Here is a 22270-nt window from a genome sequence, read left to right as displayed (position 1 = left end):
CTCACACTCCCTCAATAAATTCGGGTTCAGTTTGCGGCCAGAAATAGCGGTACTGATAGCGTACCTGGGCTCGGGCCTGTTCCGGGCTGGCAAATTCGCCTACGCCATACCAGCCGAACATGGCGGCCCCGGCGACGGTGGTTTCCGCGTCATCCAGCACCTTAATCGGTATATCAAGCAGATTGGCTTTGATTTGATTCCACAGCGCGTTGCGGCTTCCGCCGCCAACCAGCAGAAGCTCAGTTGCCTGGAAGTGACCAATCTTTTCCAGCGTTTGCAGATTACGTTGCAGTTGCGCCGTGAGCCCTTCCAGCGCGGCGCGGTAAAAATGACCACGCGTTGTGTTCAGCGTCACCCCCTGCCAGCCCGCGTTTTGACAGGTGAGGAGATCGCACTGCATCTTCACGCCTTCAGCTCCCGGCGGAATGGCGTGCGCCTCGTCAATCAGCGTCTGCCACGGCGTTTCTGGCGTCCAGAGCAGTTTGCGCACCCATTCGAGCACGCCGGAAGCCAGCCACTGCATGCCTGGGTTATAAAGTCCGGCCTGGCTGTCCAGTTCACAGGTGGAACCGGCGTAATGGCTGAGCAGCGGCGTGTTCACCTGCGCGCTGCGTACCATCAGGATTTCCCACGTACCGGACGAGAGTACCGGTTCATCCTGTTCTGCGCCGGCGCCAAAGAGGGCAAACTGCGTGTCATGCCCGGCGGAGATCACCGGAATACCCGCCTCAAGCCCAAGCAGGTTTGCGGCGTCGTTTTGCAGCGTGCCAATTCGTTCACCCGCCTCAACTAACCGTGGAAACAGACGGCGGGGTAAACCCGTGGCCTGTAAAATCTCCGGGCTGAAATCCCGCTGGTGGATATCCAGCATCTGGCTGGTGCCCGCCATGGTGATATCCGTGGTGAATTCACCGGTTAAACGGTGGTTGATCAGCGATGAAATAAACAGCCAGGCGTGCGCCTGTTCGAGCAACTGCGGGTGGTTCTCTTTCAGCCACACCAGTTTATACAGCGTATTAAAGGCGAATGCGCCGACGCCGGAGATCGCCTGCAACTGCTGCGGCGGCATAAAGCGGCCGATGTTTTCCATGACGGCAAGGGTGCGAGGGCATTTCCAGCTGATGATCGGATAGCGTAACTGACCCTGTTCATCAACCAGCGCACCGTCTACGCCGAACGTCGTGACGGTGATGCCGCGAACCCGGCAGGCCGCCAGTTCCGTCTTCAGTTGCTGACAGCAGTCCGCGAAGCGTTGCAGAATGGCCGCCAGCGACCACTGATGCCAGGCGCTATTTTCCGTGGCGATGTCGCTGGCATTCGCTGTTGATGCGCGGGCGACAATGTTTCCCTGACGGTCAACGGCCATTGCCCGTACGTTGGTGGCGCCGCAGTCGAGAACCAGAATGACGTCTTGTTTCATAGTAGCTCCGAAACGTTGCCGGATGGCGCTTCGCTGATCCGGCCTACAAAATGCGAAATTGTAGGCCCGGTAAGCTTACGCCACCGGGCAAAGAAGTGACGCATTAACGTTTGTACAGCGGCCCGTAGTTCTGGCAGGCGCGATAATCCTGGCCTTCAATATCCATACCGTGCGCAGCCCAGGCGGAAGGACGGTAGATTTTCGCATCGTCCACGTTGTGCATGCAGACCGGAATACGCAGCATGGCGGCGAGCGTGATGAAGTCAGCGCCGACGTGGCCGATGGTCAGTACGCCGTGGTTAGCGCCCCAGTTCGCCATCACCGAGTAAACGTCGGTGAACGGGCCTTTACCGGTAAGACGTGGCGCAAACCAGGTGGTCGGCCAGGTCGAGTTGGTGCGGGCGTCGAGCTGATCGTGCATCTCTTTCGGCAGTTCCACGCTCCAGCCTTCAGCGATTTGCAGTACCGGCCCCAGACCCTTGATGATGTTCACGCGGGTCATGGTGAACGGCACGCCGCCTTCGGTCAGGAAGCGAGAGGAGTAGCCGCCGCCACGGAAGTATTCGTGGATCGCCGGGCACCATTCGGTGGCGGCCAGGCAGGCGTCCGCTTCCTGTTGGCTGATTTCCCAGTGCGGCTTCATGGTCGGTTTGCCTTCGCTATCGCGCTGCTTGCAGGAGCCGTCCAGCGCCGCAGAGCCGGAGTTGATCAGGTGAATGATGCCGTGCTCCGCAAGGCCGGTGAGCGGCTGGCCTGTGACGCGCTCTACCGCTTCCGGCGACCAGTAGGTTCGCACGTCGGCAAAGACCTGCGCGGTTCCGGTGAGTTGGTGGCCCAGCAGCATCGCTACGCCGTTGAGGCTGTCGTTTTCGGTAGCGACGACAAACGGTTCGCGCACGCCGTTCCAGTCAAAGGAGCTGTTCAGCAGCGCTTCGGCGGTGTCGCCGTTCGGGTATTGATCGGTCCAGTGGCGCTGGCCCTGGAAGCCTGCCGCAATAGCGTTATAACCCAGCGACTCTTCGACCAGCCCTTTTTCCGCCAGCTTGTTGTTGCCCTGCATCATGTCGCGAATGCACATCGCCATCAGCAGGCTCTCTTTCAGCACCGCGCGGCTTTGTTCTTCATTACGTTTGTACTGCTGCGCGTTCTGATCCTCGCCATAGCGGAAGTTTTTATCCGCCCACGCCAGCGCCATCTCCAGTTCGGCTTCGTCATAGATTTTCTGGTCGATGCGACGGCGCAGCTCGGTCATGTCCACCGCCTGCACTTTCATCCCCAGCCAGGACTCAAAGAAGTTGTGATCGACGATGGAACCGGCAATCCCCATTGAGACGCCACCCACAGAGAGATAGCTTTTGCCTTTCATGCTGGCGACCGCCAGACCCGCGCGCGCAAAGCGCAGCAGTTTTTCTTCAACGTCGGCAGGGATCGAGGTGTCGTCGGCATCCTGTACGTCATGACCATAAATAGAGAATGCCGGAATGCCTTTCTGGCTGTGCGCGGCCAACGCGGCGGCCAGATAAACGGCGCCGGGACGTTCCGTACCGTTGAAGCCCCAGATGGCTTTCGGGCGCATTGGGTCCATATCGATGGTTTCGCTGCCGTAGCACCAGCACGGCGTCACGGTAATTGTTACGCCAACATTCTGGCTGCTGAATTTCTCTTCACAGGCGGCGGATTCCGCCATTCCGGCAATGCAGGTATCCGCAATCACGCACTCAATCTGCGCGCCGCAGGCATGGCGGAGTTTTTCGGTGATAAGCGCAGCGGTGGCTTTCGCCATATTCATGGTCTGTTCTTCCAGCGACTCGCGTACCCCCATGCGACGTCCATCAATAACCGGGCGAATGCCAATTTTCGGTAAGCTGATTTTTTTCATTACAGGTTCCTCACGTTATTCGGAAAAATGTTCAGTTAGTTGCCGCTTGTGAACGGAAACGGGCAAAGATGAAGATGACGGCAAAGCAGAGCGCCGGGACCAGCTCAGCCGTTGGGATGTTGCCAGCCGCATCGCTGACAAAACCCATGACCGGCGTGACGATGCCGCCGCCAATGATGGTCATGACGATGAATGACGAGCCGTATTTGGTGTCCTGTCCCAGATTTTTAATACCCAGCGAGAAGATAGTGGGGTACTGAATCGACATAAATGCGCTGCACAGCGTCAGGGCCAGCAGACCGATATGGCCGCCGCTAAAGGCTGAAACCAGACACAGGATCATGGAGAGCAGGGCATAGGCAGCCAGCACTTTATGCGGCGCAAAGCGGCTGATAAGCCAGGTGCCGGAGAAGCGGCCGATAAAGAAGCACACCATCGTGCCGGTCAGGTAGTTGGCGGCAAAGCCAGGCGTCATACCGGGGATCTCTTCGATAGCGTAACGGATCAGGTAGCTCCAGCAGGCGGTTTGCGCGCCGACGTAGCAGAACTGCGCCAGCACCGCCCAGCGCCAGTGGCGAATACGCACCAGGCGGGCAAGCGAAGCGGTGAATGAACTTTGTTGGGCGTCACTGTGATCGTCGCTCTGTAGCGCCGGGAATTTGGTCAGCATGATCAGCAGGGCAACCAGTAAAACGATAGCCACGATGATCATATAAGGCGTCTGTACCGACAAAACCAGGCTGTGTTTATACGTACTCAATTGCTCAGGCGTCATTTTATCGAGCACGTCCTGAGATTGATGTGGGACGTTAGACAAAATAAGACTTTGCCCGAACACCACGGCGATAATAGCGCCGAAAGAGTTAAATGTTTGCGCCAGATTGAGACGGAAATGGCCACCGCTTTCTGGCCCTAATACCGTAACAAAAGGGTTCGCGGCGGTTTCAAGACAACCAAGTCCTGCGGCAATAATAAAAAGACCAATCAGAAACAAGGTGTAATTCATCACTTCAGCAGCTGGCCAGAATAATGCTGCGCCAAAAGCATATAAGAATAGTCCGGTAATTATCCCTGCTTTATAACTCAGCTTTTTCATCAAAATACCCGCGGGAATGGGAATAACAAAATAGCCGAAATAAAAAGCAGACTGAATCAAACCTGCCTGGAAATTAGTTAACGTAAAGGCTTGCTGAAATTGTGGTAATAAAATGTCATTCAGGTTATTGGCAACCGCCCAAAGGAAAAACAGTGAGCAGAGTAAAGCGAACGGAATGATATAGCGTTTGCTTTGCCCTGTATCCACCGCACGAAAACTCTGCGTCTGTATTGTTGTGTTTCCCATAGCATCCTCATTGGCTCAGAAGCGTGTTCAACATTTTAGAAGTACGACCGGTGTTTCTCACCAGATCGACAAACCAGGCGAGTTCCTGTTATCTGCCAGAGAAAATTGGCTGTTGATGGTGAACTCATGAATTCATTTTCAAATAAAAAACGCTGTTTAATATGATGGTGGTCACATTTAGCACCTGGAGGGTGGCTTTATGTGATTATCATCACTTTAATTTCTGAAAAATGATGCCCGTTTGAGTAAATAAAATTAAAAACCCACAGCGTTGATGACCGATTTAATTTATTACTGCGAAAACGGGCATTTGTTACAAATATTATGAAAATGCCCGTTTGGATAAATAATATTAAGGGCGGTCATTTTGGCGAGAGTGAATCCGGCGAAAACGGTATTTAACTGACGTGATTAATTGATGCGTATCACAAAATAAAGTCATGTAAATTCCTTTATCGCTATTCAATATGATGATGGTTACCAAATGTTCAATTAATTCAGCAGAGCAACGTGCTGTTCTGTTGTCGCGTTTTGAATGACTGAGAGAGGTAACTAATGGAACGAAACACACTGGCCCGCCAGATTATCGACACCTGCCTGGAGATGACCCGGCTGGGGCTGAACCAGGGGACCGCAGGCAATGTGAGCGTGCGTTATCAGGGCGGGATGCTGATCACGCCAACGGGCATTCCGTATGACAAACTCACCGAATCACATATCGTCTTTATTGATGCAGAGGGTCAGCATGAGCAGGGAAAATTGCCTTCCAGCGAGTGGCGTTTCCATATGGCGGCCTACCAGACGCGCCCGGATGCTAATGCTGTCGTCCATAACCATGCCGTTCACTGCACGGCGGTGTCGATCCTCAATCGTCCTATTCCAGCCATTCATTACATGATTGCGGCGGCGGGGGGGAACTCCATTCCGTGTGCGCCTTACGCCACGTTCGGCACGCGTGAACTTTCTGAATACGTTGCCGTTGCGCTCAAAAATCGCAAAGCGACCCTGCTACAGCATCATGGGTTGATCGCCTGCGAAGAGAACCTGGAAAAAGCGCTGTGGCTGGCGCATGAAGTGGAAGTGCTGGCGCAGCTGTACCTCAGTACGCTGGCGATTACCGATCCGGTGCCTGTACTGGATGATGAGGCTATCGCCATTGTGCTGGAAAAATTCAAAACCTACGGATTACGTATCGAAGAGTAATTTCGCACAGCGAAGGAGACGGGCTATGGCGAACAGAATGATCCTGAACGAAACGGCATGGTTTGGCCGGGGGGCGGTGGCGGCGTTAACCGATGAGGTTCAACGCCGGGGCTATCGCAAGGCGCTAATTGTCAGTGACAAAACGCTGGTGCAGTGCGGTGTGGTCAGAAATGTCACGGATAAGATGGATGCCGCAGGGCTGGCATGGGCGATCTACGATGGCGTGATCCCAAATCCAACCATCGGCGTGGTGAAAGAGGGGCTGAACGTATTTCAACAAAGCGGGGCAGACTACCTGATTGCCATCGGCGGCGGCTCCCCGCAGGATACCTGTAAGGCGATCGGTATTATCAGCAATAACCCTGAGTTTGCTGACGTGCGCAGTCTGGAAGGTCTGTCGCCGACCCGTTATCCGAGCGTGCCGGTGATGGCGATCCCGACCACTGCGGGAACCGCAGCGGAAGTGACCATTAACTATGTGATCACCGATGAAGAAAAGCGGCGTAAATTTGTTTGTGTCGATCCGCATGATATCCCGCAGGTCGCGTTTATTGATGCCGACATGATGGACGGCATGCCGCCCGCGCTGAAGGCGGCAACCGGGGTGGATGCGTTAACCCACGCGATCGAAGGATACATCACCCGTGCCGCGTGGGCGTTGACGGATGCGCTGCATATTAAGGCCATTGAGATCATCGCCGGGGCATTGCGTGGTTCGGTTGCGGGCGAGCGTGAAGCGGGCGAAGCGATGGCGTTGGGGCAGTACGTTGCCGGGATGGGCTTTTCCAACGTGGGGCTTGGGCTGGTGCACGGGATGGCGCATCCGCTGGGCGCGTTTTATAACACCCCGCACGGCGTTGCTAATGCGATTCTTCTGCCGCATATCATGCGCTACAACGCGGAATATACCGGTGAGAAGTTCCGTGATATCGCGCGTGCGATGGGCGAGAAGGTTGAAGGGATAAGTTTGAGCGAGGCGCGTAATGCCGCCGTGGAAGCGGTATTTACCCTAAACCGGGACGTCGGTATTCCGTTGCATTTACGCGATGTCGGCGTGCGTAAAGAGGATATTCCGGCGCTGGCGCAGGCGGCATTTGACGATGTTTGCACCGGTGGTAATCCGCGTGAAGCGAGTATTGCCGATATCATCGAGTTGTATCATACCGCCTGGTAATTTTGCCAGATGGCCTTATCCGGCCTACAGGATTGCACGAAATGTAGGCCGGATAAGCGCAGCGCCACCCGGCAACACAGCTACCGCGTCAGCCGTAGCTGCTGCAAGTTTCCGTCGATATGGAGATCCGTTTGCAGGCGCGCGATATCGCGGCACAAAAATGCCATCTCTTTATGCGCTTCAAGCTTCTTGCGCCACTTTTCCGCCGCCTCGTCGAGGTGCGCATAAATCCCTTCCAGAGTCTGAAACTGAACCAACAATTGGGTCGCGCTTTTGGGGCCGATGCCCGCCACGCCGGGGACTTTTGAACTGCTGATCCCCGCCAGCCCCCAGTAGTCCGGCAACTGTTGGGGAAGGACGCCGAACTCTTTCTCAATGAATGGCGCATCCAGCCAGCGTTTCTGGAAATAATCGCGGATACGCAGCGTCGGGGAGAGCAACTGACAGTAGCCTTTGTCGGTAGAAACGATAGTGGCCTGATGCCCGGCCAGTGTGACTTTGACCGCCAGCGTGGCGGCTAAATCATCCGCCTCATTGCCGCTGGAAACCCAGCATTGCACGCCGCGCTGTTCGAAGGCGGCGCGTATTGCGGGCATTTCATTGTGTAACTCGTCAGGCATGGGAGGACGACCGGCTTTGTAGTCCGGGAGACGCTGATGACGCCAGCCGCTGTTGCGCGCGTCATCGTCAAATACGGCGACGGCGTGTGTCGGCTGACTGTGTACAATCAACTGCTCAAGCGCATGCAGGCAGGTCTCCGCGCAGGGCGATCCTTGAACCGCATGAATACGGCGAATTAAATTCAGTGCATCGACGATAAGCAGATGGACGGCCACGGTATTCTCCCTGACAAATTTGGGGACAGGGTAACATCCAGGGCGACAGGAGGCGAGTGTTGCGAAATAGCGCGATCCGTAGGCCTGATAAGCGAAGCGCCATCAGGCAATAAATGCCGGATGGCGGCGAGCGCCTTATCCGGCCTACAGATCCTGAAACGTGGTAGGACTTAATCGCAGGCGACAATCTTCATCGCCAGGCCGCCGCGAGAGGTTTCACGGTACTTGGCGTTCATGTCTTTACCGGTTTCGTACATGGTCTCAATAACTTTATCGAGGCACACGCGCGGCTCGCTGGTACGACGCAGCGCCATACGCGCGGCGTTGACCGCTTTCACGGAGGCAATCGCGTTACGCTCAATGCACGGCACCTGTACCTGGCCCGCAACCGGATCACAGGTCAGACCCAGGTTGTGCTCCATGCCGATTTCCGCAGCGATGCACACCTGTGTCGGACTGCCGCCCAGCAGCTCTGCCAGACCCGCCGCCGCCATAGAGCAGGCCACGCCGACCTCACCCTGGCAGCCCACTTCCGCACCAGAAATGGAGGCGTTCATCTTGTACAGAGAGCCGATCGCGCTGGCCACCAGCATGTAGCGAGCCAGTGAGTTGGCGTTAACTTCGCGGATAAACTTGTCGTAGTACGCCAGTACCGCCGGAACGATGCCGCATGCGCCGTTGGTTGGCGCAGTCACGACACGCCCGCCCGCCGCGTTCTCTTCGTTGACCGCCAGCGCGAACATGTTGATCCAGTCGACAACCGCCATCGGGTCGGTCGTGGTTTTATCCTGGCTGACCAGCATACGACGCAGCGCCGCGGCACGACGTGGAACGCGCAGTTTCCCCGGCAGTACGCCTTCCGTCGTGATGCCGCGTTCAATACCGCCGCGCATCACTTCCCAGACGTTGGCAAAGTGCTGTTCCAGCGCTTCTTTGCTGTGCAGCGCCAGCTCGTTTTGCATCATCAGGCCGGAAAGCGACAGACCGGTTTCCTGGCAGTGTTTTTGCAGATCGGCAGCGGATTTGTACGGATACGGCACGTTGACCGGCGCACTGTTCGACAAACCGAAATGTTCTTCATCAACGATGAAACCACCGCCAATGGAGTAGTAAGTTTGGCTGTAGAGGACCTTATCGCCCGCCAGCGCGCTAATACGCATCCCGTTCTCATGCAGAGACAGGTTGTCGGCATGGAAATTCATGCACTTATCGACCGGAAACTCCACTTCATGCTGACCATTCGCCAGCAGTAAACGTCCGTGGGTGTTCACGTCCTGAATAAAGAACGGAATGGCGTCGATGTCGACGGTATCCGGCAGATTTCCCGCCAGACCCATAATAATGGCAATGTCAGTGTGGTGACCTTTACCGGTCAGCGACAGTGAACCATAGACATCCACCACGACGCGGGTGACATCGGTCAGGATATTGCGGGCAATCAGATCATCCGTGAATTGTTTGCCTGCTTTCATTGGCCCGACGGTGTGAGAACTGGAAGGGCCAATGCCGATTTTGAAAATATCGAATACGCTAATCATAGGGCATCCATTGCTTAAATCTCAGGGAGGAAGCGCCGCCCGAAAGCGGCGCTACAAAACTTAGCTGAACAGGGAGTAGAAAATAGCGGAGATAGCGATCAGACCCATAACAACAACGAATACGTTGCTGATGTGGCCGCTGTACTTACGCATTGCCGGGACTTTCTGGATGGCATACATCGGCATCAGGAACAGAATCATCGCGATGATTGGGCCGCCCAGGGTTTCAATCATCCCCAGGATGCTTGGGTTCAGCGTGGCGACAATCCAGGTCGTAACCAGCATGAACAGCGCAGTGATTTTGTTCAGTTTGTTGATTTCGATGGATTTGCCTTTGCCGCGCAGAGACTTGATAACCATTCCGTTGAAACCTTCACGAGCGCCCAGGTAGTGGCCGAGGAAGGATTTCGTGATGGCGATAATCGCGATGATCGGCGCCATCCAGGCGATGACTGGCGCGTTAAAGTGGTTCGCCAGGTAAGACAGAATAGAGATGTTCTGCTCTTTCGCTGCTGCCAGGTCTGCCGGCGTCAGGCTCAATACGCAACTGAAGACGAAGAACATAACGGTCAGCACCATCATGATGTGAGCGAATGCCAGGATCTTAGAGCATTTCTTCTCCGCCGCATCGCCGTACTCTTCACGCTTCGCGACCGCGAAGGAGGAGATGATCGGAGAGTGGTTGAAAGAGAACACCATTACCGGAATTGCCAGCCACAGCGTCATCCACAGACCATTGCCGGTAGAGGCAGCGGAATCAAAGGAGAGTGTTTCCAGCGCTGCGCCGCTCCACTGAGGGATCAGGTACAGGGCCAGCAGCATCAGGGCCGCAACAAACGGGAATACCAGAATACTCATCGCTTTAACGATCATCTGCTCACCGAAGCGCACGATGGTCATCATGCCGACAATCAGGATCAGAGACAGAATCGCGCGCGGCGGCGGGGTGATGGCCAACTGGTGGGTCATGAAGCTTTCCACGGTGTTGGTAATCGCCACACTGTAAACCAGCAGAATCGGGTAAATCGCGAAGAAGTAGAGCAGGGTGATCAGTTTACCCGCGCCAATACCGAAGTGCTCTTCAACCACTTCAGTGATGTCTTCGCCAGGGTTTTTACCGGACAGCACGAAGCGAGTCAGGCCGCGGTGTGCGAAGAAGGTCATCGGGAAAGCGATAATCGCCATGATGATCAGCGGGATCATACCGCCGACGCCTGCGTTAATTGGCAGGAACAGTACGCCCGCGCCGATTGCCGTGCCGTAAAGGCCCAGCATCCACATGGTGTCCGTCTTGCGCCATCCGCTTCGAGAATCAATCGAAGCAATAGTGCTGGTTTGAGTGGTTTCCATCTGTTTCTCCTGGAGGAAGCTAAAAGTCAGGTTTGTGGTCTAATCCAATGAAAAAAGACCTGACCGTAAAATGAAATTCGTTTAATGACGATTTTTATATAATTTTTCGCCGTAATAATTTGCGGGCGGAAAGATACATTTAACTTATGAATGTATCAGTGATCGCGATCCCAAATGCAATAATCCACCTGTTATGTGGATAAATTTGGACCATTAATCTGTTAAAAAAACGTCAAAGCGAATTTACGGGCGCGAAGGCTACCATTAACGACATATGCCCTAAAAGATCGGGGCGCAATATACGGAGGTTTGGCTATAAAAAACAATGTTTTTGGAGGATTGTCGCGACTAATAAGAATTACGGCTGATAAATTACTATTGGCATTGTAAGGTAAACGTTTGCGCGTTAATGCTTTTATTTTGAAATATAAGCGGCATTTATAAACTTAGCTTCACTATGTGACTGGTATCAATGAAAAAACCGGGCGGTGAAAACACCAGACCCGGTCTGAGAAAGCGGACGATCGTCTGACCCGGCGGATGTGCTCCACCGGGCGCTGCGCGTTATGCGCAGATTTCGTAGCAGGGAATGTAAGCCGAGCCGGGCAGTTTCATACGATGCTGCGCGACAAAGCCCTGGAGCAGGTCGTCCATGCGACGCATCATCTCGCGGTCGCCGTGGATTTTATAAGGCCCGAACTCCTCAATCGCACGGATGCCGACCTCCTTGACGTTACCCGCAACGATGCCGGAGAAGGCGCGCCGCAGATCCGCCGCCAGAATTTCAACCGGCTGATCGGGGTAAAGTTGCAGATTCGCCATATTCTCATGCGACGGTTCGAACGGAATTTGCAGGTCCGGCGCGATGCGAATCGACCAGTTGAAGCTGTAAGCGTCGCCAGTGTCGCGGCGATTCTCTTTCACCAGCGGCATCGCTTTTTTCATCAGCCGCGCCACTTCCGTGGCGTCATCAATGATGACGCGGTAGTAACGGCGGGCGTCTTCTCCAAGCGTATGCACGATAAATTCGTCCAGCACGCGGAAGTAATCCGCACTCTCTTTCGGCCCGGTGAGGATCAGCGGCAGCACCTGATCTTTATTCGCCGGGTTCATCAGGATCCCCAGCAGATAGAGAAGTTCTTCCGCCGTACCGACGCCGCCCGGGAAGATGATGATGCCGTGGGCGATACGCACGAAGGCTTCGAGGCGTTTTTCGATATCCGGCATGATGATCAATTCATTGACCAGCGGGTTAGGCGGTTCTGCCGCGATGATGGAAGGTTCCGTCATACCGATAAAGCGGCTGTCTTTGTAACGCTGCTGCGCGTGGCCTACCGCCGCGCCTTTCATTGGCGCTTCCATTGCCCCTGGCCCGCAGCCGGTGCAAATGTTCAGCTCACGCAGACCCAGCTGGGTGCCGACGCGGCGGGCATAGAGATATTCGTTTTCGTTAATGGAGTGACCGCCCCAGCAGACGACCATGTTTGGCGCTTCGCCGACATGTAGCGCCCGGGCGTTGCGCAGGATCGAGAACACCAGGTTGGTAATATGCACCGAGCTTTCGAGATCCAGATGCTGGAAGCGGCCTGCATTGTGAATCTGACCGTTGACGAACAGGATGTCGCGCAACACGGCGAACAGGTTAGCCTGCAAGGCGCGGATGATGCGTCCGTCCACAAAGGCGTCTTCAGGCGGGTTAATCAGTTCGAGCTTCACGCCGCGTTCACGACGCAGCACGTTGATGTCGAAACTTTCAAAACGAGACAGCAATTCCTTGCTGTTATCAGTCAGACTGCCGGAGTTCAGTACGGCAAGCGAACAGTTACGAAACAGTTGATACAAGTCGCTGCTGGCCGTGCGTTTAAGCATATCGACTTCCAGCTGCGACAACATGTCCATTGAGCCAAGCGGGCTAATATGTGTAATCAAGTAAACTCCTTATGGGACGCAAGACGTCATTCCCTGTTGATTACAATAGCGCTGGCTTATGACCTTTCACAACCTTGCGCGCGGAATCCGGCGCGCAAAATTGAGAAAAAAAGATTACTGACGCACCAGTCTGCCCGTCGCAGGCACAAAATCGGTGTTGCTGCGCCACGGGTTGATATCCAGACCGCCACGACGCGTATAGCGCGCGTACACGCTCAGTTTTTCCGGCTGGCAGAAACGCAGAAGGTCGTTAAAAATGCGCTCTACGCACTGCTCGTGGAACTCGTTGTGATGACGGAACGAGACCAGATAACGCAGCAGCTTCTCGCGGTCAATTTTGCGCCCGCGATAACAAATTTGTATGGAGCCCCAGTCCGGCTGGTGGGTGATCAGGCAGTTTGACTTCAGCAAATGGCTGACCAGCGTCTCTTCCACGACTTTTTCGCCGCTGGCGGCATTCTCCAGGTAGTCGGTGCTGAACTGATAGTTATCGATGGTGATATCCTGGTCATCAATGCAGGTGCCGTGAAAATGGGCGACAGGCTGCCCTTCCAGCTCATCAAGACGGTACAGCGCGACGCTGACTTCGCCTTGCGCACAGGCGCGCAGGTCGTTTTCCAGCGTCTGACGCACGGCGTCCCAGGAGTCAAAACGGGTCTGGTTAAAGCTGTTCAGGTACAGCTTAAAACTTTTCGACTCAATCAAATTGACGCTGGTGTAGTCCAGTTCCACATGACCAACGGCGACCTGCGGCACGCCTTTCGCGTTCAGCCATGACAGTTCATACAGCGTCCAGATATCGGCGCCGTGAAAAGGCAGATTGTCCGCTTTTAAATCCAGCGGATCGCGATTCAGGCTGCGCGGAACGCCCTGTAGCAGGCTGGCGTCATAATTATCCCGGTAATCCGTTGATTTTCCGAGAGTCAGGCCATCAAGCGCCTGATGGTTTTCATAAGAAGACATGTTTCACCGTCATAAACCAGATACACTATGCGTCAAGTGTATCCTGGCTTTTATGAAGAGAGAAATCGGTGGACGAACTGACATCGCAAGCCCTGACGGCATTTACGACGCGTTATTGCGACGCATGGCATGAGAAACACAACAGCTGGCCGCTCAGCGAAGAGCTGTATGGCGTGCCTTCCCCGTGCATTATCTCTTCGACCAGCGATGCCGTTTACTGGCAGCCGCAGCCGTTTGAAGGCGAGGCGAATGTAAACGCGGTTGAACGCGCATTTGATATTGTGATACAACCTGCGGTCCATGCTTTTTACACCACGCAATTTGCCGGGGATATGTACGCGCAGTTCGCGGATGAAAAGCTGACGCTGCTGCAAACATGGAGCGCAGATGACTTCAGACGCGTTCAGGAAAACCTGATCGGCCATCTGGTCACGCAGAAGCGTCTCAAGTTACCGCCTACGCTTTTTATCGCCACGCTGGAAAATGAACTTGAGGTCATTTCGGTGTGTAATCTCTCTGGGGAAGTTTGCAAAGAGACGCTGGGAACGCGCAATCGTACCGTTCTGGCCGCCTCTCTTGCGGAATTCCTGACTCAGCTTAAGCCGCTTCTGTAATCCACTTTGCCAGACACCGTGTGAGAGATCTCTTACATACCCTGTGAGAGATCGCCAGATAATAAGCGAATACTTATCTCATGGGGTTAACTATAATTCTTTTAATATTAATGAGTTGAGTTAACAATCCTGCCTTTCATATGAAAATATCCTTAAGGCATTGTCTGTAAGTGTCTTGTAAGACAAGGCGAAACAGGCGATTCTATACCTGTCGACAAGGAGTCGCACAACGAAGCGAACGTCAGGATGATGGCGCTTCAGCAGGACACGCCAGGATGGTGTTACAAGGACAGGCTTCAGGATGAAGCAAAGTGGAAAACGCCGGATGCGTTAAGGGACACCTCCAGGACGGAGAACGAGAGCCGGGCAGGATGTTCGGTGGGTCAGGATGGCCAGGATACTTCAGGATGAAGTCGATTCGCATCGGGGTGATGTGAGCAGGATGCAAATTGTTCAGGATGAGCAGGTCGCAAGACCACAGGAAAAGTTGTCACGGATGAGCAGGGAGCACCAAAAGTAGCCGGAATGCTGCGAAACGAACCGGGAGCACTGTTTTTACAGTGCTCCCTTTTTTTATTTCGTCTTCACTGATGCTATTCTTCGCGCCAGTTTTTCATCACTGAGGTTAATTTCATGACGACTCATGACCGTGTGCGCCAGCAACTCCACGCGCTGGAAGCCCTGCTGCGTGAACATCATCACTGGCGGATGGACGAGCCGCAGGCCCACCTGTTTACCAGCACGCAACCTTTTTGTATGGATACGATGGAACCGCTTGAATGGCTGCAATGGGTGCTGATCCCCCGTATGCACGCGTTGCTTGATAACGCGCAGCCGCTTCCGCAAGCCTTTGCTGTCGCGCCGTATTATGAAATGGCGCTGACGGCCGATCATCCTCAACGCGAGGTGATCCTGACGACATTGCAGGATCTGGACGCGCTGTTTACGAGCGATAACGTCTGATGCTGGAAATCCTCTATCAGGATGAATGGCTGGTGGCGGTGAATAAACCGTCTGGCTGGCTGGTTCACCGCAGCTGGTTGGATCGCGACGAAAAAGTCGTGGTGATGCAAACCGTACGCGACCAGATTGGTCAGCACGTCTTTACCGCCCACCGACTCGACAGGCCGACTTCCGGTGTCCTGCTGATGGGGCTTTCCAGCGAAGCGGGGCGCCTGCTGGCGCAGCAGTTTGAGCAGCATCAGATTCAGAAACGCTACCATGCGATTGTGCGCGGCTGGTTAATGGATGAGGCCGTTCTGGATTATCCGCTGGTGGAAGAACTGGATAAGATTGCCGATAAATTTGCCCGCGAAGATAAAGGCCCGCAGCCTGCCGTGACCCATTACCGGGGGCTGGCGACGGTCGAAATGCCGGTGGCGACCGGGCGTTATCCGACAACCCGCTACGGCCTGGTGGAACTGGAGCCGAAAACGGGCCGTAAACACCAGCTCAGACGTCATCTCGCGCATTTACGCCATCCGATTATCGGCGACAGCAAACACGGCGATTTACGTCAGAATCGCAGCGCCGCAGAGCATTTTGGTTGCCAGCGCTTAATGTTGCACGCCAGTCAACTGACGCTTACCCACCCCTTTACCGGTGAACCGCTGATCCTGCGCGCCGGTCTGGACGACGTCTGGATGCAGGCGTTATCACAGTTTGGCTGGCGCGGACTTCTCCCTGAGAATGAAAGGGTTGAGTTTAGTGCGTTGTCCCGGCAGGATGAAAATAATCAGGCTTAAATCAGGGAGAAAACGTTAATGGCGGAAATTGGTATTTTTGTCGGCACCATGTATGGAAACTCGCTGTTGGTTGCCGAAGAGGCCGAGGCGATCCTTACCGCGCAGGGGCATAAAGCAACCGTCTTTGAAGATCCGCAACTGAGCGACTGGCAGCCGTATCTGGATAAAGTTGTGCTGGTTGTGACATCGACGACGGGGCAGGGCGATCTCCCGGACAGCATTGTGCCGCTGTTCCAGGGAATAAAGGACAATCTCGGTTTTCAGCCAAATCTGCGTTACGGCGTGATTGCGCTGGGCGACAGCAGCTACGTTAATTTTTGCAATGGCGGCAAACAGTTCGATGCGCTGTTGCAGGAGCAAAGCGCGCAGCGTGTTGGGGAGATGCTGTTGATTGACGCCAGCGAACACCCGGAGCCGGAGAGCGAATCCAACCCCTGGGTCGAAAACTGGGGAACATTGCTCTCCTGAGCAAAACCCAGCCGGATGGCGACGTCCGGTCTACATGCGCAGTCTGTTGGCCTGATAAGCGTAGCGCCATCAGGCATTTGCCCTAAAACCCTTTCATACGAAAGGGTTTTCAGAGGCATTTTCATAGGGTCAAGCGACCCGTTTCACACTCCTCTTCTTTTGCTTCTCGCACCCTGTCCGTTTACCTCTTCGTTTTTCATTTCCGTGAAGTGGCTTCCATTGCCCTGGGCTTTTGCCACAAACATACGTGATACGCTGCCGAAATACTGTGTTGTTGCACGGTGAGAGTGCGAGGTGTGCTTTTTATACTTCTCGTGCCAGTTATTAAAAATGCAGTACACAAGGCAAACGACCTCATAAAAAGCTGCAAAAAACACGAAACGTCATCTCTGATTCCCTACCGGTTGTGCAGTTCAGAGTGAGCGTAGATAACGCGAAAATTCAGGAGTGCAACAATGAGTTCATTAAGTCACGCGGTGAGCGGCGCGGAAAAACGCACCAATGCCCGCTACTGGATAGTGGTGATGCTGTTTATCGTCACATCCTTCAACTATGGCGACCGCGCCACATTGTCCATTGCCGGATCGGAAATGGCCAAAGATATTGGTCTCGACCCGGTAGGCATGGGGTACGTGTTCTCCGCTTTCTCATGGGCCTACGTGATCGGGCAAATCCCCGGCGGTTGGCTGCTCGACCGTTTTGGTTCTAAACGTGTCTACTTCTGGTCCATCTTTATCTGGTCCATGTTTACCCTGTTACAGGGCTTTGTGGATATCTTCAGCGGTTTTGGCATCATCGTGGCGCTGTTTACCCTGCGATTCCTGGTCGGGTTAGCCGAAGCGCCATCTTTCCCCGGCAACAGCCGAATCGTCGCGGCCTGGTTCCCGGCGCAGGAGAGGGGAACGGCGGTGGCGATTTTCAACTCCGCGCAATACTTTGCCACCGTTATCTTTGCGCCAATCATGGGCTGGCTGACCCATGAAGTGGGTTGGTCGCATGTATTCTTCTTTATGGGCGGTCTGGGGATCGTGATCAGCTTTATCTGGCTGAAAGTGATCCATGAACCAAACCAGCATCCCGGCGTTAACAAAAAAGAGCTGGAGTACATTGCTGAAGGCGGCGCGCTGATCAATATGGATCAGAAAGATACGAAGGTGAAAGTCCCGTTTAGCGTGAAATGGGGCCAAATCAAACAGCTGCTGGGTTCCCGCATGATGATCGGCGTCTATATCGGCCAGTACTGCATTAATGCGTTGACCTATTTCTTTATCACCTGGTTCCCGGTTTATCTGGTGCAGGCGCGTGGCATGTCGATTCTGAAAGCGGGGTTCGTCGCTTCCGTCCCGGCTATTTGCGGCTTCGTGGGCGGCGTGCTGGGCGGCATTATTTCCGACTGGCTGATGCGTCGTACCGGCTCGCTGAACATCGCCCGTAAGACGCCGATCGTGATGGGGATGCTGCTGTCGATGGTGATGGTGTTCTGTAATTACGTCAACGTCGAATGGATGATTATCGGCTTCATGGCGCTGGCCTTCTTCGGTAAAGGCATTGGCGCGCTGGGCTGGGCAGTCATGGCGGACACCGCGCCGAAAGAAATCAGCGGCTTGAGCGGCGGCTTATTCAACATGTTTGGCAATATTTCCGGCATCGTAACGCCAATTGCGATTGGCTACATCGTCGGCACGACCGGCTCGTTCAATGGCGCGCTGATTTACGTTGGCGTCCATGCGCTGGTGGCGGTACTGAGTTACCTCGTGCTGGTCGGGGATATTAAACGCATCGAACTGAAACCTGTAGCAGGACAATAAATATGACAACGCAATCAAGTCCCGTCATTACCGATATGAAAGTCATTCCGGTGGCCGGACATGACAGTATGTTACTCAACATCGGTGGGGCGCATAACGCGTATTTCACGCGCAATATCGTCGTCCTCACCGATAACGCCGGTAACACCGGCGTGGGTGAAGCGCCCGGCGGCGAGGTGATTTACCAGACGCTGGTGGATGCGATTCCGATGGTTTTAGGCCAGGAAGTGGCCCGCCTGAATAAAGTGGTGCAACAGGTGCATAAAGGTAATCAGGCTGCCGACTTTGATACCTTTGGTAAAGGCGCCTGGACTTTCGAACTGCGGGTGAATGCGGTAGCGGCGCTGGAAGCGGCGCTGCTGGATCTGCTGGGCAAAGCGCTGAATGTACCGGTGTGCGAACTGTTAGGGCCGGGCAAACAGCGCGATGCGGTGACTGTGCTGGGCTACCTTTTCTACGTGGGCGATCGCACCAAAACGGATTTGCCTTATCTCGAAAAAACGCCGGGCAATCATGACTGGTATCACCTGCGCCATCAGGAAGCGCTCACCAGCGACGCGGTTGTGCATCTGGCGCAGGCGGCGCAGGATCGCTACGGCTTTAAAGATTTCAAACTGAAGGGCGGCGTGTTGCCCGGCGAGCAGGAGATCGACACGGCCCGCGCGCTGAAAAAACGCTTCCCGGATGCGCGAATCACGGTTGACCCAAACGGCGCCTGGCTGCTGGATGAAGCTATCGCGTTGTGTAAAGGGCTGAACGATGTGCTCACGTATGCTGAAGATCCGTGTGGCGCAGAACAAGGATTCTCCGGGCGTGAAGTGATGGCGGAGTTCCGTCGTGCGACGGGGCTGCCGGTCGCGACCAACATGATTGCCACCAACTGGCGTGAAATGGGCCATGCGGTGATGTTAAACGCGGTGGATATTCCGCTCGCCGACCCGCACTTCTGGACGCTCTCCGGCGCGGTGCGCGTGGCGCAATTATGCGATGACTGGGGGCTGACCTGGGGCTGCCATTCGAACAACCATTTCGATATTTCCCTGGCGATGTTCACTCACGTTGGCGCTGCCGCGCCGGGTAAACCGACGGCGATTGACACCCACTGGATCTGGCAGGAGGGCGATTGTCGCCTGACGAAGCAACCGCTGGAAATTAAAGACGGAAAAATTGCTGTGCCGGATGCGCCGGGTCTTGGCGTGGAGCTGGACTGGGAACAGGTGCAGAAAGCGCATGACGCTTACAAAAAACTGCCCGGCGGCGCGCGCAATGACGCAGGCCCGATGCAATACCTGATCCCCGGCTGGACTTTTGATCGTAAACGCCCCGTTTTCGGCCGTCGCTAATTCATATAAGGACTGAATGATGAGTACACAATTTACGACCCCTGTTGTTACCGCTATGCAGGTTATCCCGGTTGCGGGGCATGACAGTATGCTGATGAACCTGAGCGGGGCGCATGCGCCGTTCTTCACCCGTAATATCGTCATTATTAAAGACAATTCTGGTCACACCGGCGTGGGGGAAATCCCCGGCGGCGAGAAAATCCGCCAGACGCTGGAAGAGGCGATCCCGCTGGTGGTGGGTAAAACGCTGGGTGAGTACAAAAACGTGCTGAATGCCGTGCGTCATCAGTTCGCCGATCGTGATGCGGGCGGGCGCGGCTTACAAACCTTCGACTTACGTACCACCATTCATGTGGTCACTGGCATTGAAGCGGCGCTGCTTGATCTGTTAGGCCAGCACCTGGGGGTTAACGTGGCATCCCTGCTGGGAGAGGGGCAACAGCGTAGCGAAGTGGAAATGCTTGGCTATCTGTTCTTTGTCGGCAACCGTAAAGCGACGCCGCTGCCGTACCAGAGCCAGCCGGATGAGAAATGCGACTGGTATCGTCTGCGTCACGAAGAGGCGATGACTCCTGATGCGGTCGTCCGCCTGGCGGAAGCGGCATACGAGAAGTATGGCTTTAACGACTTTAAACTGAAGGGCGGCGTTCTGGCGGGAGATGAAGAGGCGGAATCCATTGTAGCGCTGGCAAAACGCTTCCCGAATGCCCGCGTGACGCTGGACCCGAACGGCGCCTGGTCGCTGAACGAAGCAATCCAAATCGGTAAGTACCTGAAAGGCTCGCTGGCCTATGCGGAAGATCCGTGCGGGGCGGAGCAGGGTTTCTCTGGTCGTGAAGTGATGGCGGAGTTCCGTCGCGCGACCGGTCTGCCGACGGCCACCAATATGATCGCCACTGACTGGCGTCAGATGGGGCATACGCTCTCCTTGCAGTCTGTGGATATTCCGCTGGCTGACCCGCATTTCTGGACGATGCAGGGATCTGTTCGCGTCGCGCAGATGTGCCATGAGTTCGGCCTGACCTGGGGTTCGCATTCCAATAACCACTTTGATATTTCCCTGGCGATGTTCACGCATGTGGCGGCCGCCGCGCCAGGCAAGATCACCGCGATCGACACCCACTGGATCTGGCAGGAAGGTAATCAGCGTCTGACCAAAGAGCCGTTTGAAATCAAAGGCGGTATGGTGCAGGTGCCTGATAAACCAGGTCTTGGCGTTGAGATTGACATGGATCAGGTGATGAAGGCGCACGAGTTGTATCAGCAACACGGCCTGGGCGCGCGTGATGATGCGATGGGAATGCAGTATCTGATCCCGAACTGGACATTCGACAATAAGCGCCCGTGCATGGTGCGCTGACTGTATTGAACCGGTTTCGTCATGGGGTCGGTTCTTCTCCTGGTGTATGCTTAGTACAGTCAACATGCGTAAGGATGCTTTATGAAAATAGTGATCGCACCGGACTCTTATAAGGAAAGTTTGAGCGCTCTTGAGGTAGCGACCGCCATTGAGGAGGGGTTTCGTGAAATCTGGCCTGATGCGGATTACGTAAAACTCCCGGTTGCTGATGGTGGTGAGGGAACGGTTGAAGCGATGGTCGAGGCCACGGCAGGCCGGATTGTTGATGTTGACGTGACGGGCCCGCTCGGTGACAGCGTGCGGGCATTTTATGGGCTTTCTGGCGACGAACGTTCGGCCTTTATCGAAATGGCCGCCGCCAGCGGGCTGGAGTTGGTTCCACCGCAATTACGCGATCCGCTAAAAACCACCTCGTGGGGAACCGGTGAGTTAATTCGCCACGCCCTCGATGCCGGGGTGGAACATATTATTATTGGCCTTGGCGGTAGCGCGACGAATGACGGCGGCGCCGGTATGGTGCAGGCGCTGGGGGCGAAATTGCTGGATGCGCAGCACCAGGAGATTACGCAAGGCGGCGCGGCGCTGGAAGCGCTCTCAAAGATTGATATCAGCGGTATTGATAAACGTCTTGCCGCGTGTCGTATCGAAGTCGCCTGCGATGTCACGAATCCGCTGACCGGGAAAGAGGGGGCATCTGCGGTATTTGGTCCGCAAAAAGGCGCCACGCCGGAGATGATTCAACGCTTAGATGACGCGCTGACGCACTATGCCCGGCTGATTTCCCGCGATCTGGATATTAACGTATTCGAACTGGCGGGCGGCGGCGCGGCGGGCGGTCTGGGAGCCGCATTATATGCGTTTTGCGGCGCGGAGTTACGGCGTGGCATTGAGATCGTGACCGATGCCTTGCATCTGGAGGAGTGCGTTGCTGATGCGGATCTGGTTGTTACCGGAGAAGGGCGCATTGACAGCCAAACGATTCACGGCAAAGTGCCTGTCGGCGTGGCAAAGGTCGCGAAACGACATAATAAGCCCGTGATTGGCATTGCAGGTAGCCTGACGGCGGATGTGGGTGTTGTACACCAACATGGGCTGGATGCTGTTTTCAGCGTGATTTATACCATCTGTACGCTGGATGAGGCGCTGGAGAATGCCGCAGAAAATGTGCGTATGGCTGCGCGCAATATCGCCGCCACCCTTAACGTGGGGCAACATTTACGTTAACTGCCTGATGGCGCTGCGCTTATCAGGCCTACGGTCACGCACCTGTAGGCCGGTCACGTTGCGCTTATCAGGCC

18 protein-coding genes are annotated in these 22270 nt (G+C 55.0%); 10 read left to right on the top strand and 8 right to left on the bottom strand.

Annotation, left to right across the window (positions count from 1 at the left end; translation table 11 throughout):
* Position 1: 1 nt before the first annotated feature.
* The 3 genes from fucK to fucP all read right to left on the bottom strand — a co-directional run bounded on the left by fucK (position 2) and on the right by fucP (position 4641).
* A complete protein-coding gene (fucK, locus tag OGW17_RS18220; protein WP_071257910.1) occupies positions 2-1420 on the bottom strand; it encodes an L-fuculokinase in 1419 nt (472 codons plus the stop codon).
* 103 nt (positions 1421-1523) lie between these two features.
* On the bottom strand, positions 1524-3299 hold the full coding sequence (fucI, locus tag OGW17_RS18215) for an L-fucose isomerase (protein ID WP_012134915.1): 1776 nt from the start codon (positions 3297-3299) through the stop codon (positions 1524-1526).
* A gap of 31 nt (positions 3300-3330) precedes the next feature.
* Entirely contained in the window at positions 3331-4641 is a 1311-nt protein-coding gene (gene fucP / locus OGW17_RS18210) for an L-fucose:H+ symporter permease (protein WP_012134914.1), read from the bottom strand.
* A gap of 555 nt (positions 4642-5196) precedes the next feature.
* Here fucP and fucA point away from each other — a divergent pair.
* Positions 5197-5844: an L-fuculose-phosphate aldolase gene (gene fucA / locus OGW17_RS18205; RefSeq protein WP_012134912.1), complete on the top strand. Its 648-nt coding sequence runs from the start codon at positions 5197-5199 to the stop codon at positions 5842-5844.
* Between the two features lie 25 nt (positions 5845-5869).
* Positions 5870-7018: a lactaldehyde reductase gene (gene fucO / locus OGW17_RS18200; RefSeq protein WP_049009485.1), complete on the top strand. Its 1149-nt coding sequence runs from the start codon at positions 5870-5872 to the stop codon at positions 7016-7018.
* 80 nt (positions 7019-7098) lie between these two features.
* Here the strand turns inward: fucO and xni are convergent, their stop codons facing one another.
* The 5 genes from xni to queF all read right to left on the bottom strand — a co-directional run bounded on the left by xni (position 7099) and on the right by queF (position 13634).
* The gene (gene xni / locus OGW17_RS18195; protein WP_071257911.1) at positions 7099-7854 is read right to left on the bottom strand and encodes a flap endonuclease Xni; all 756 of its coding nucleotides are present in this window, start codon (positions 7852-7854) and stop codon (positions 7099-7101) included.
* A 170-nt stretch (positions 7855-8024) separates the two neighbouring features.
* Positions 8025-9392: an L-serine ammonia-lyase II gene (sdaB, locus tag OGW17_RS18190; protein ID WP_071257912.1), complete on the bottom strand. Its 1368-nt coding sequence runs from the start codon at positions 9390-9392 to the stop codon at positions 8025-8027.
* A 60-nt stretch (positions 9393-9452) separates the two neighbouring features.
* Positions 9453-10742, bottom strand: a complete 1290-nt coding sequence (gene sdaC / locus OGW17_RS18185) for an HAAAP family serine/threonine permease SdaC (RefSeq protein WP_049009488.1) — start codon at positions 10740-10742, stop codon at positions 9453-9455.
* A 564-nt stretch (positions 10743-11306) separates the two neighbouring features.
* Positions 11307-12671, bottom strand: coding sequence for a nucleotide 5'-monophosphate nucleosidase PpnN (gene ppnN / locus OGW17_RS18180; RefSeq protein ID WP_024130903.1), 1365 nt, complete (start codon positions 12669-12671; stop codon positions 11307-11309).
* A gap of 114 nt (positions 12672-12785) precedes the next feature.
* Positions 12786-13634 carry an NADPH-dependent 7-cyano-7-deazaguanine reductase QueF gene (gene queF, locus OGW17_RS18175; protein ID WP_058668030.1) on the bottom strand — a complete coding sequence of 283 codons (849 nt, stop codon included), beginning with the start codon at positions 13632-13634 and terminating at the stop codon, positions 12786-12788.
* A 68-nt stretch (positions 13635-13702) separates the two neighbouring features.
* On the opposite strand from queF, the gene syd reads away from it, so the two are divergent.
* The 8 genes from syd to OGW17_RS18135 all read left to right on the top strand — a co-directional run bounded on the left by syd (position 13703) and on the right by OGW17_RS18135 (position 22196).
* Positions 13703-14248 (top strand): SecY-interacting protein, encoded by a 546-nt coding sequence (gene syd, locus OGW17_RS18170; protein ID WP_047461575.1) that lies wholly within the window; start codon positions 13703-13705, stop codon positions 14246-14248.
* 633 nt (positions 14249-14881) lie between these two features.
* On the top strand, positions 14882-15211 hold the full coding sequence (locus OGW17_RS18165) for a YqcC family protein (RefSeq protein ID WP_071257913.1): 330 nt from the start codon (positions 14882-14884) through the stop codon (positions 15209-15211).
* A complete protein-coding gene (gene truC / locus OGW17_RS18160; protein ID WP_047461581.1) occupies positions 15211-15993 on the top strand; it encodes a tRNA pseudouridine(65) synthase TruC in 783 nt (260 codons plus the stop codon). Before OGW17_RS18165 ends, truC begins: the two co-directional genes overlap by 1 nt.
* Positions 15994-16011: 18 nt before the next feature.
* Positions 16012-16461, top strand: coding sequence for a flavodoxin (locus OGW17_RS18155; protein ID WP_012134900.1), 450 nt, complete (start codon positions 16012-16014; stop codon positions 16459-16461).
* Positions 16462-16916: 455 nt separating this feature from the next.
* Positions 16917-18269 (top strand): galactarate/glucarate/glycerate transporter GudP, encoded by a 1353-nt coding sequence (gene gudP / locus OGW17_RS18150; RefSeq protein WP_012134898.1) that lies wholly within the window; start codon positions 16917-16919, stop codon positions 18267-18269.
* Between the two features lie 2 nt (positions 18270-18271).
* Positions 18272-19612, top strand: coding sequence for an enolase C-terminal domain-like protein (locus OGW17_RS18145; RefSeq protein ID WP_012134897.1), 1341 nt, complete (start codon positions 18272-18274; stop codon positions 19610-19612).
* Between the two features lie 19 nt (positions 19613-19631).
* The gene (gudD, locus tag OGW17_RS18140; RefSeq protein ID WP_024130902.1) at positions 19632-20972 is read left to right on the top strand and encodes a glucarate dehydratase; all 1341 of its coding nucleotides are present in this window, start codon (positions 19632-19634) and stop codon (positions 20970-20972) included.
* Between the two features lie 81 nt (positions 20973-21053).
* On the top strand, positions 21054-22196 hold the full coding sequence (locus tag OGW17_RS18135; protein ID WP_047461590.1) for a glycerate kinase: 1143 nt from the start codon (positions 21054-21056) through the stop codon (positions 22194-22196).
* Positions 22197-22270: the final 74 nt, after the last annotated feature.

The organism is Citrobacter sp. CK181, from assembly GCF_030333595.1.
Lineage (GTDB): Bacteria > Pseudomonadota > Gammaproteobacteria > Enterobacterales > Enterobacteriaceae > Citrobacter_B > Citrobacter_B koseri.
The sequence above is the reverse complement of the archived record's forward strand: the minus strand, read 5'-3'. Positions and strand labels throughout refer to the sequence as shown.

What these genes read in the sequence shown, in the direction of transcription:
- fucK (WP_071257910.1), bottom strand. Translation starts at nt 1,420, where the DNA reads ATGAAACAAGACGTCATTCTGGTTCTCGACTGCGGCGCCACCAACGTA.
- fucI (WP_012134915.1), bottom strand. Translation starts at nt 3,299, where the DNA reads ATGAAAAAAATCAGCTTACCGAAAATTGGCATTCGCCCGGTTATTGAT.
- fucP (WP_012134914.1), bottom strand. Translation starts at nt 4,641, where the DNA reads ATGGGAAACACAACAATACAGACGCAGAGTTTTCGTGCGGTGGATACA.
- fucA (WP_012134912.1), top strand. Translation starts at nt 5,197, where the DNA reads ATGGAACGAAACACACTGGCCCGCCAGATTATCGACACCTGCCTGGAG.
- fucO (WP_049009485.1), top strand. Translation starts at nt 5,870, where the DNA reads ATGGCGAACAGAATGATCCTGAACGAAACGGCATGGTTTGGCCGGGGG.
- sdaB (WP_071257912.1), bottom strand. Translation starts at nt 9,392, where the DNA reads ATGATTAGCGTATTCGATATTTTCAAAATCGGCATTGGCCCTTCCAGT.
- sdaC (WP_049009488.1), bottom strand. Translation starts at nt 10,742, where the DNA reads ATGGAAACCACTCAAACCAGCACTATTGCTTCGATTGATTCTCGAAGC.
- queF (WP_058668030.1), bottom strand. Translation starts at nt 13,634, where the DNA reads ATGTCTTCTTATGAAAACCATCAGGCGCTTGATGGCCTGACTCTCGGA.
- OGW17_RS18165 (WP_071257913.1), top strand. Translation starts at nt 14,882, where the DNA reads ATGACGACTCATGACCGTGTGCGCCAGCAACTCCACGCGCTGGAAGCC.
- truC (WP_047461581.1), top strand. Translation starts at nt 15,211, where the DNA reads ATGCTGGAAATCCTCTATCAGGATGAATGGCTGGTGGCGGTGAATAAA.
- OGW17_RS18155 (WP_012134900.1), top strand. Translation starts at nt 16,012, where the DNA reads ATGGCGGAAATTGGTATTTTTGTCGGCACCATGTATGGAAACTCGCTG.
- gudP (WP_012134898.1), top strand. Translation starts at nt 16,917, where the DNA reads ATGAGTTCATTAAGTCACGCGGTGAGCGGCGCGGAAAAACGCACCAAT.
- OGW17_RS18145 (WP_012134897.1), top strand. Translation starts at nt 18,272, where the DNA reads ATGACAACGCAATCAAGTCCCGTCATTACCGATATGAAAGTCATTCCG.
- gudD (WP_024130902.1), top strand. Translation starts at nt 19,632, where the DNA reads ATGAGTACACAATTTACGACCCCTGTTGTTACCGCTATGCAGGTTATC.
- OGW17_RS18135 (WP_047461590.1), top strand. Translation starts at nt 21,054, where the DNA reads ATGAAAATAGTGATCGCACCGGACTCTTATAAGGAAAGTTTGAGCGCT.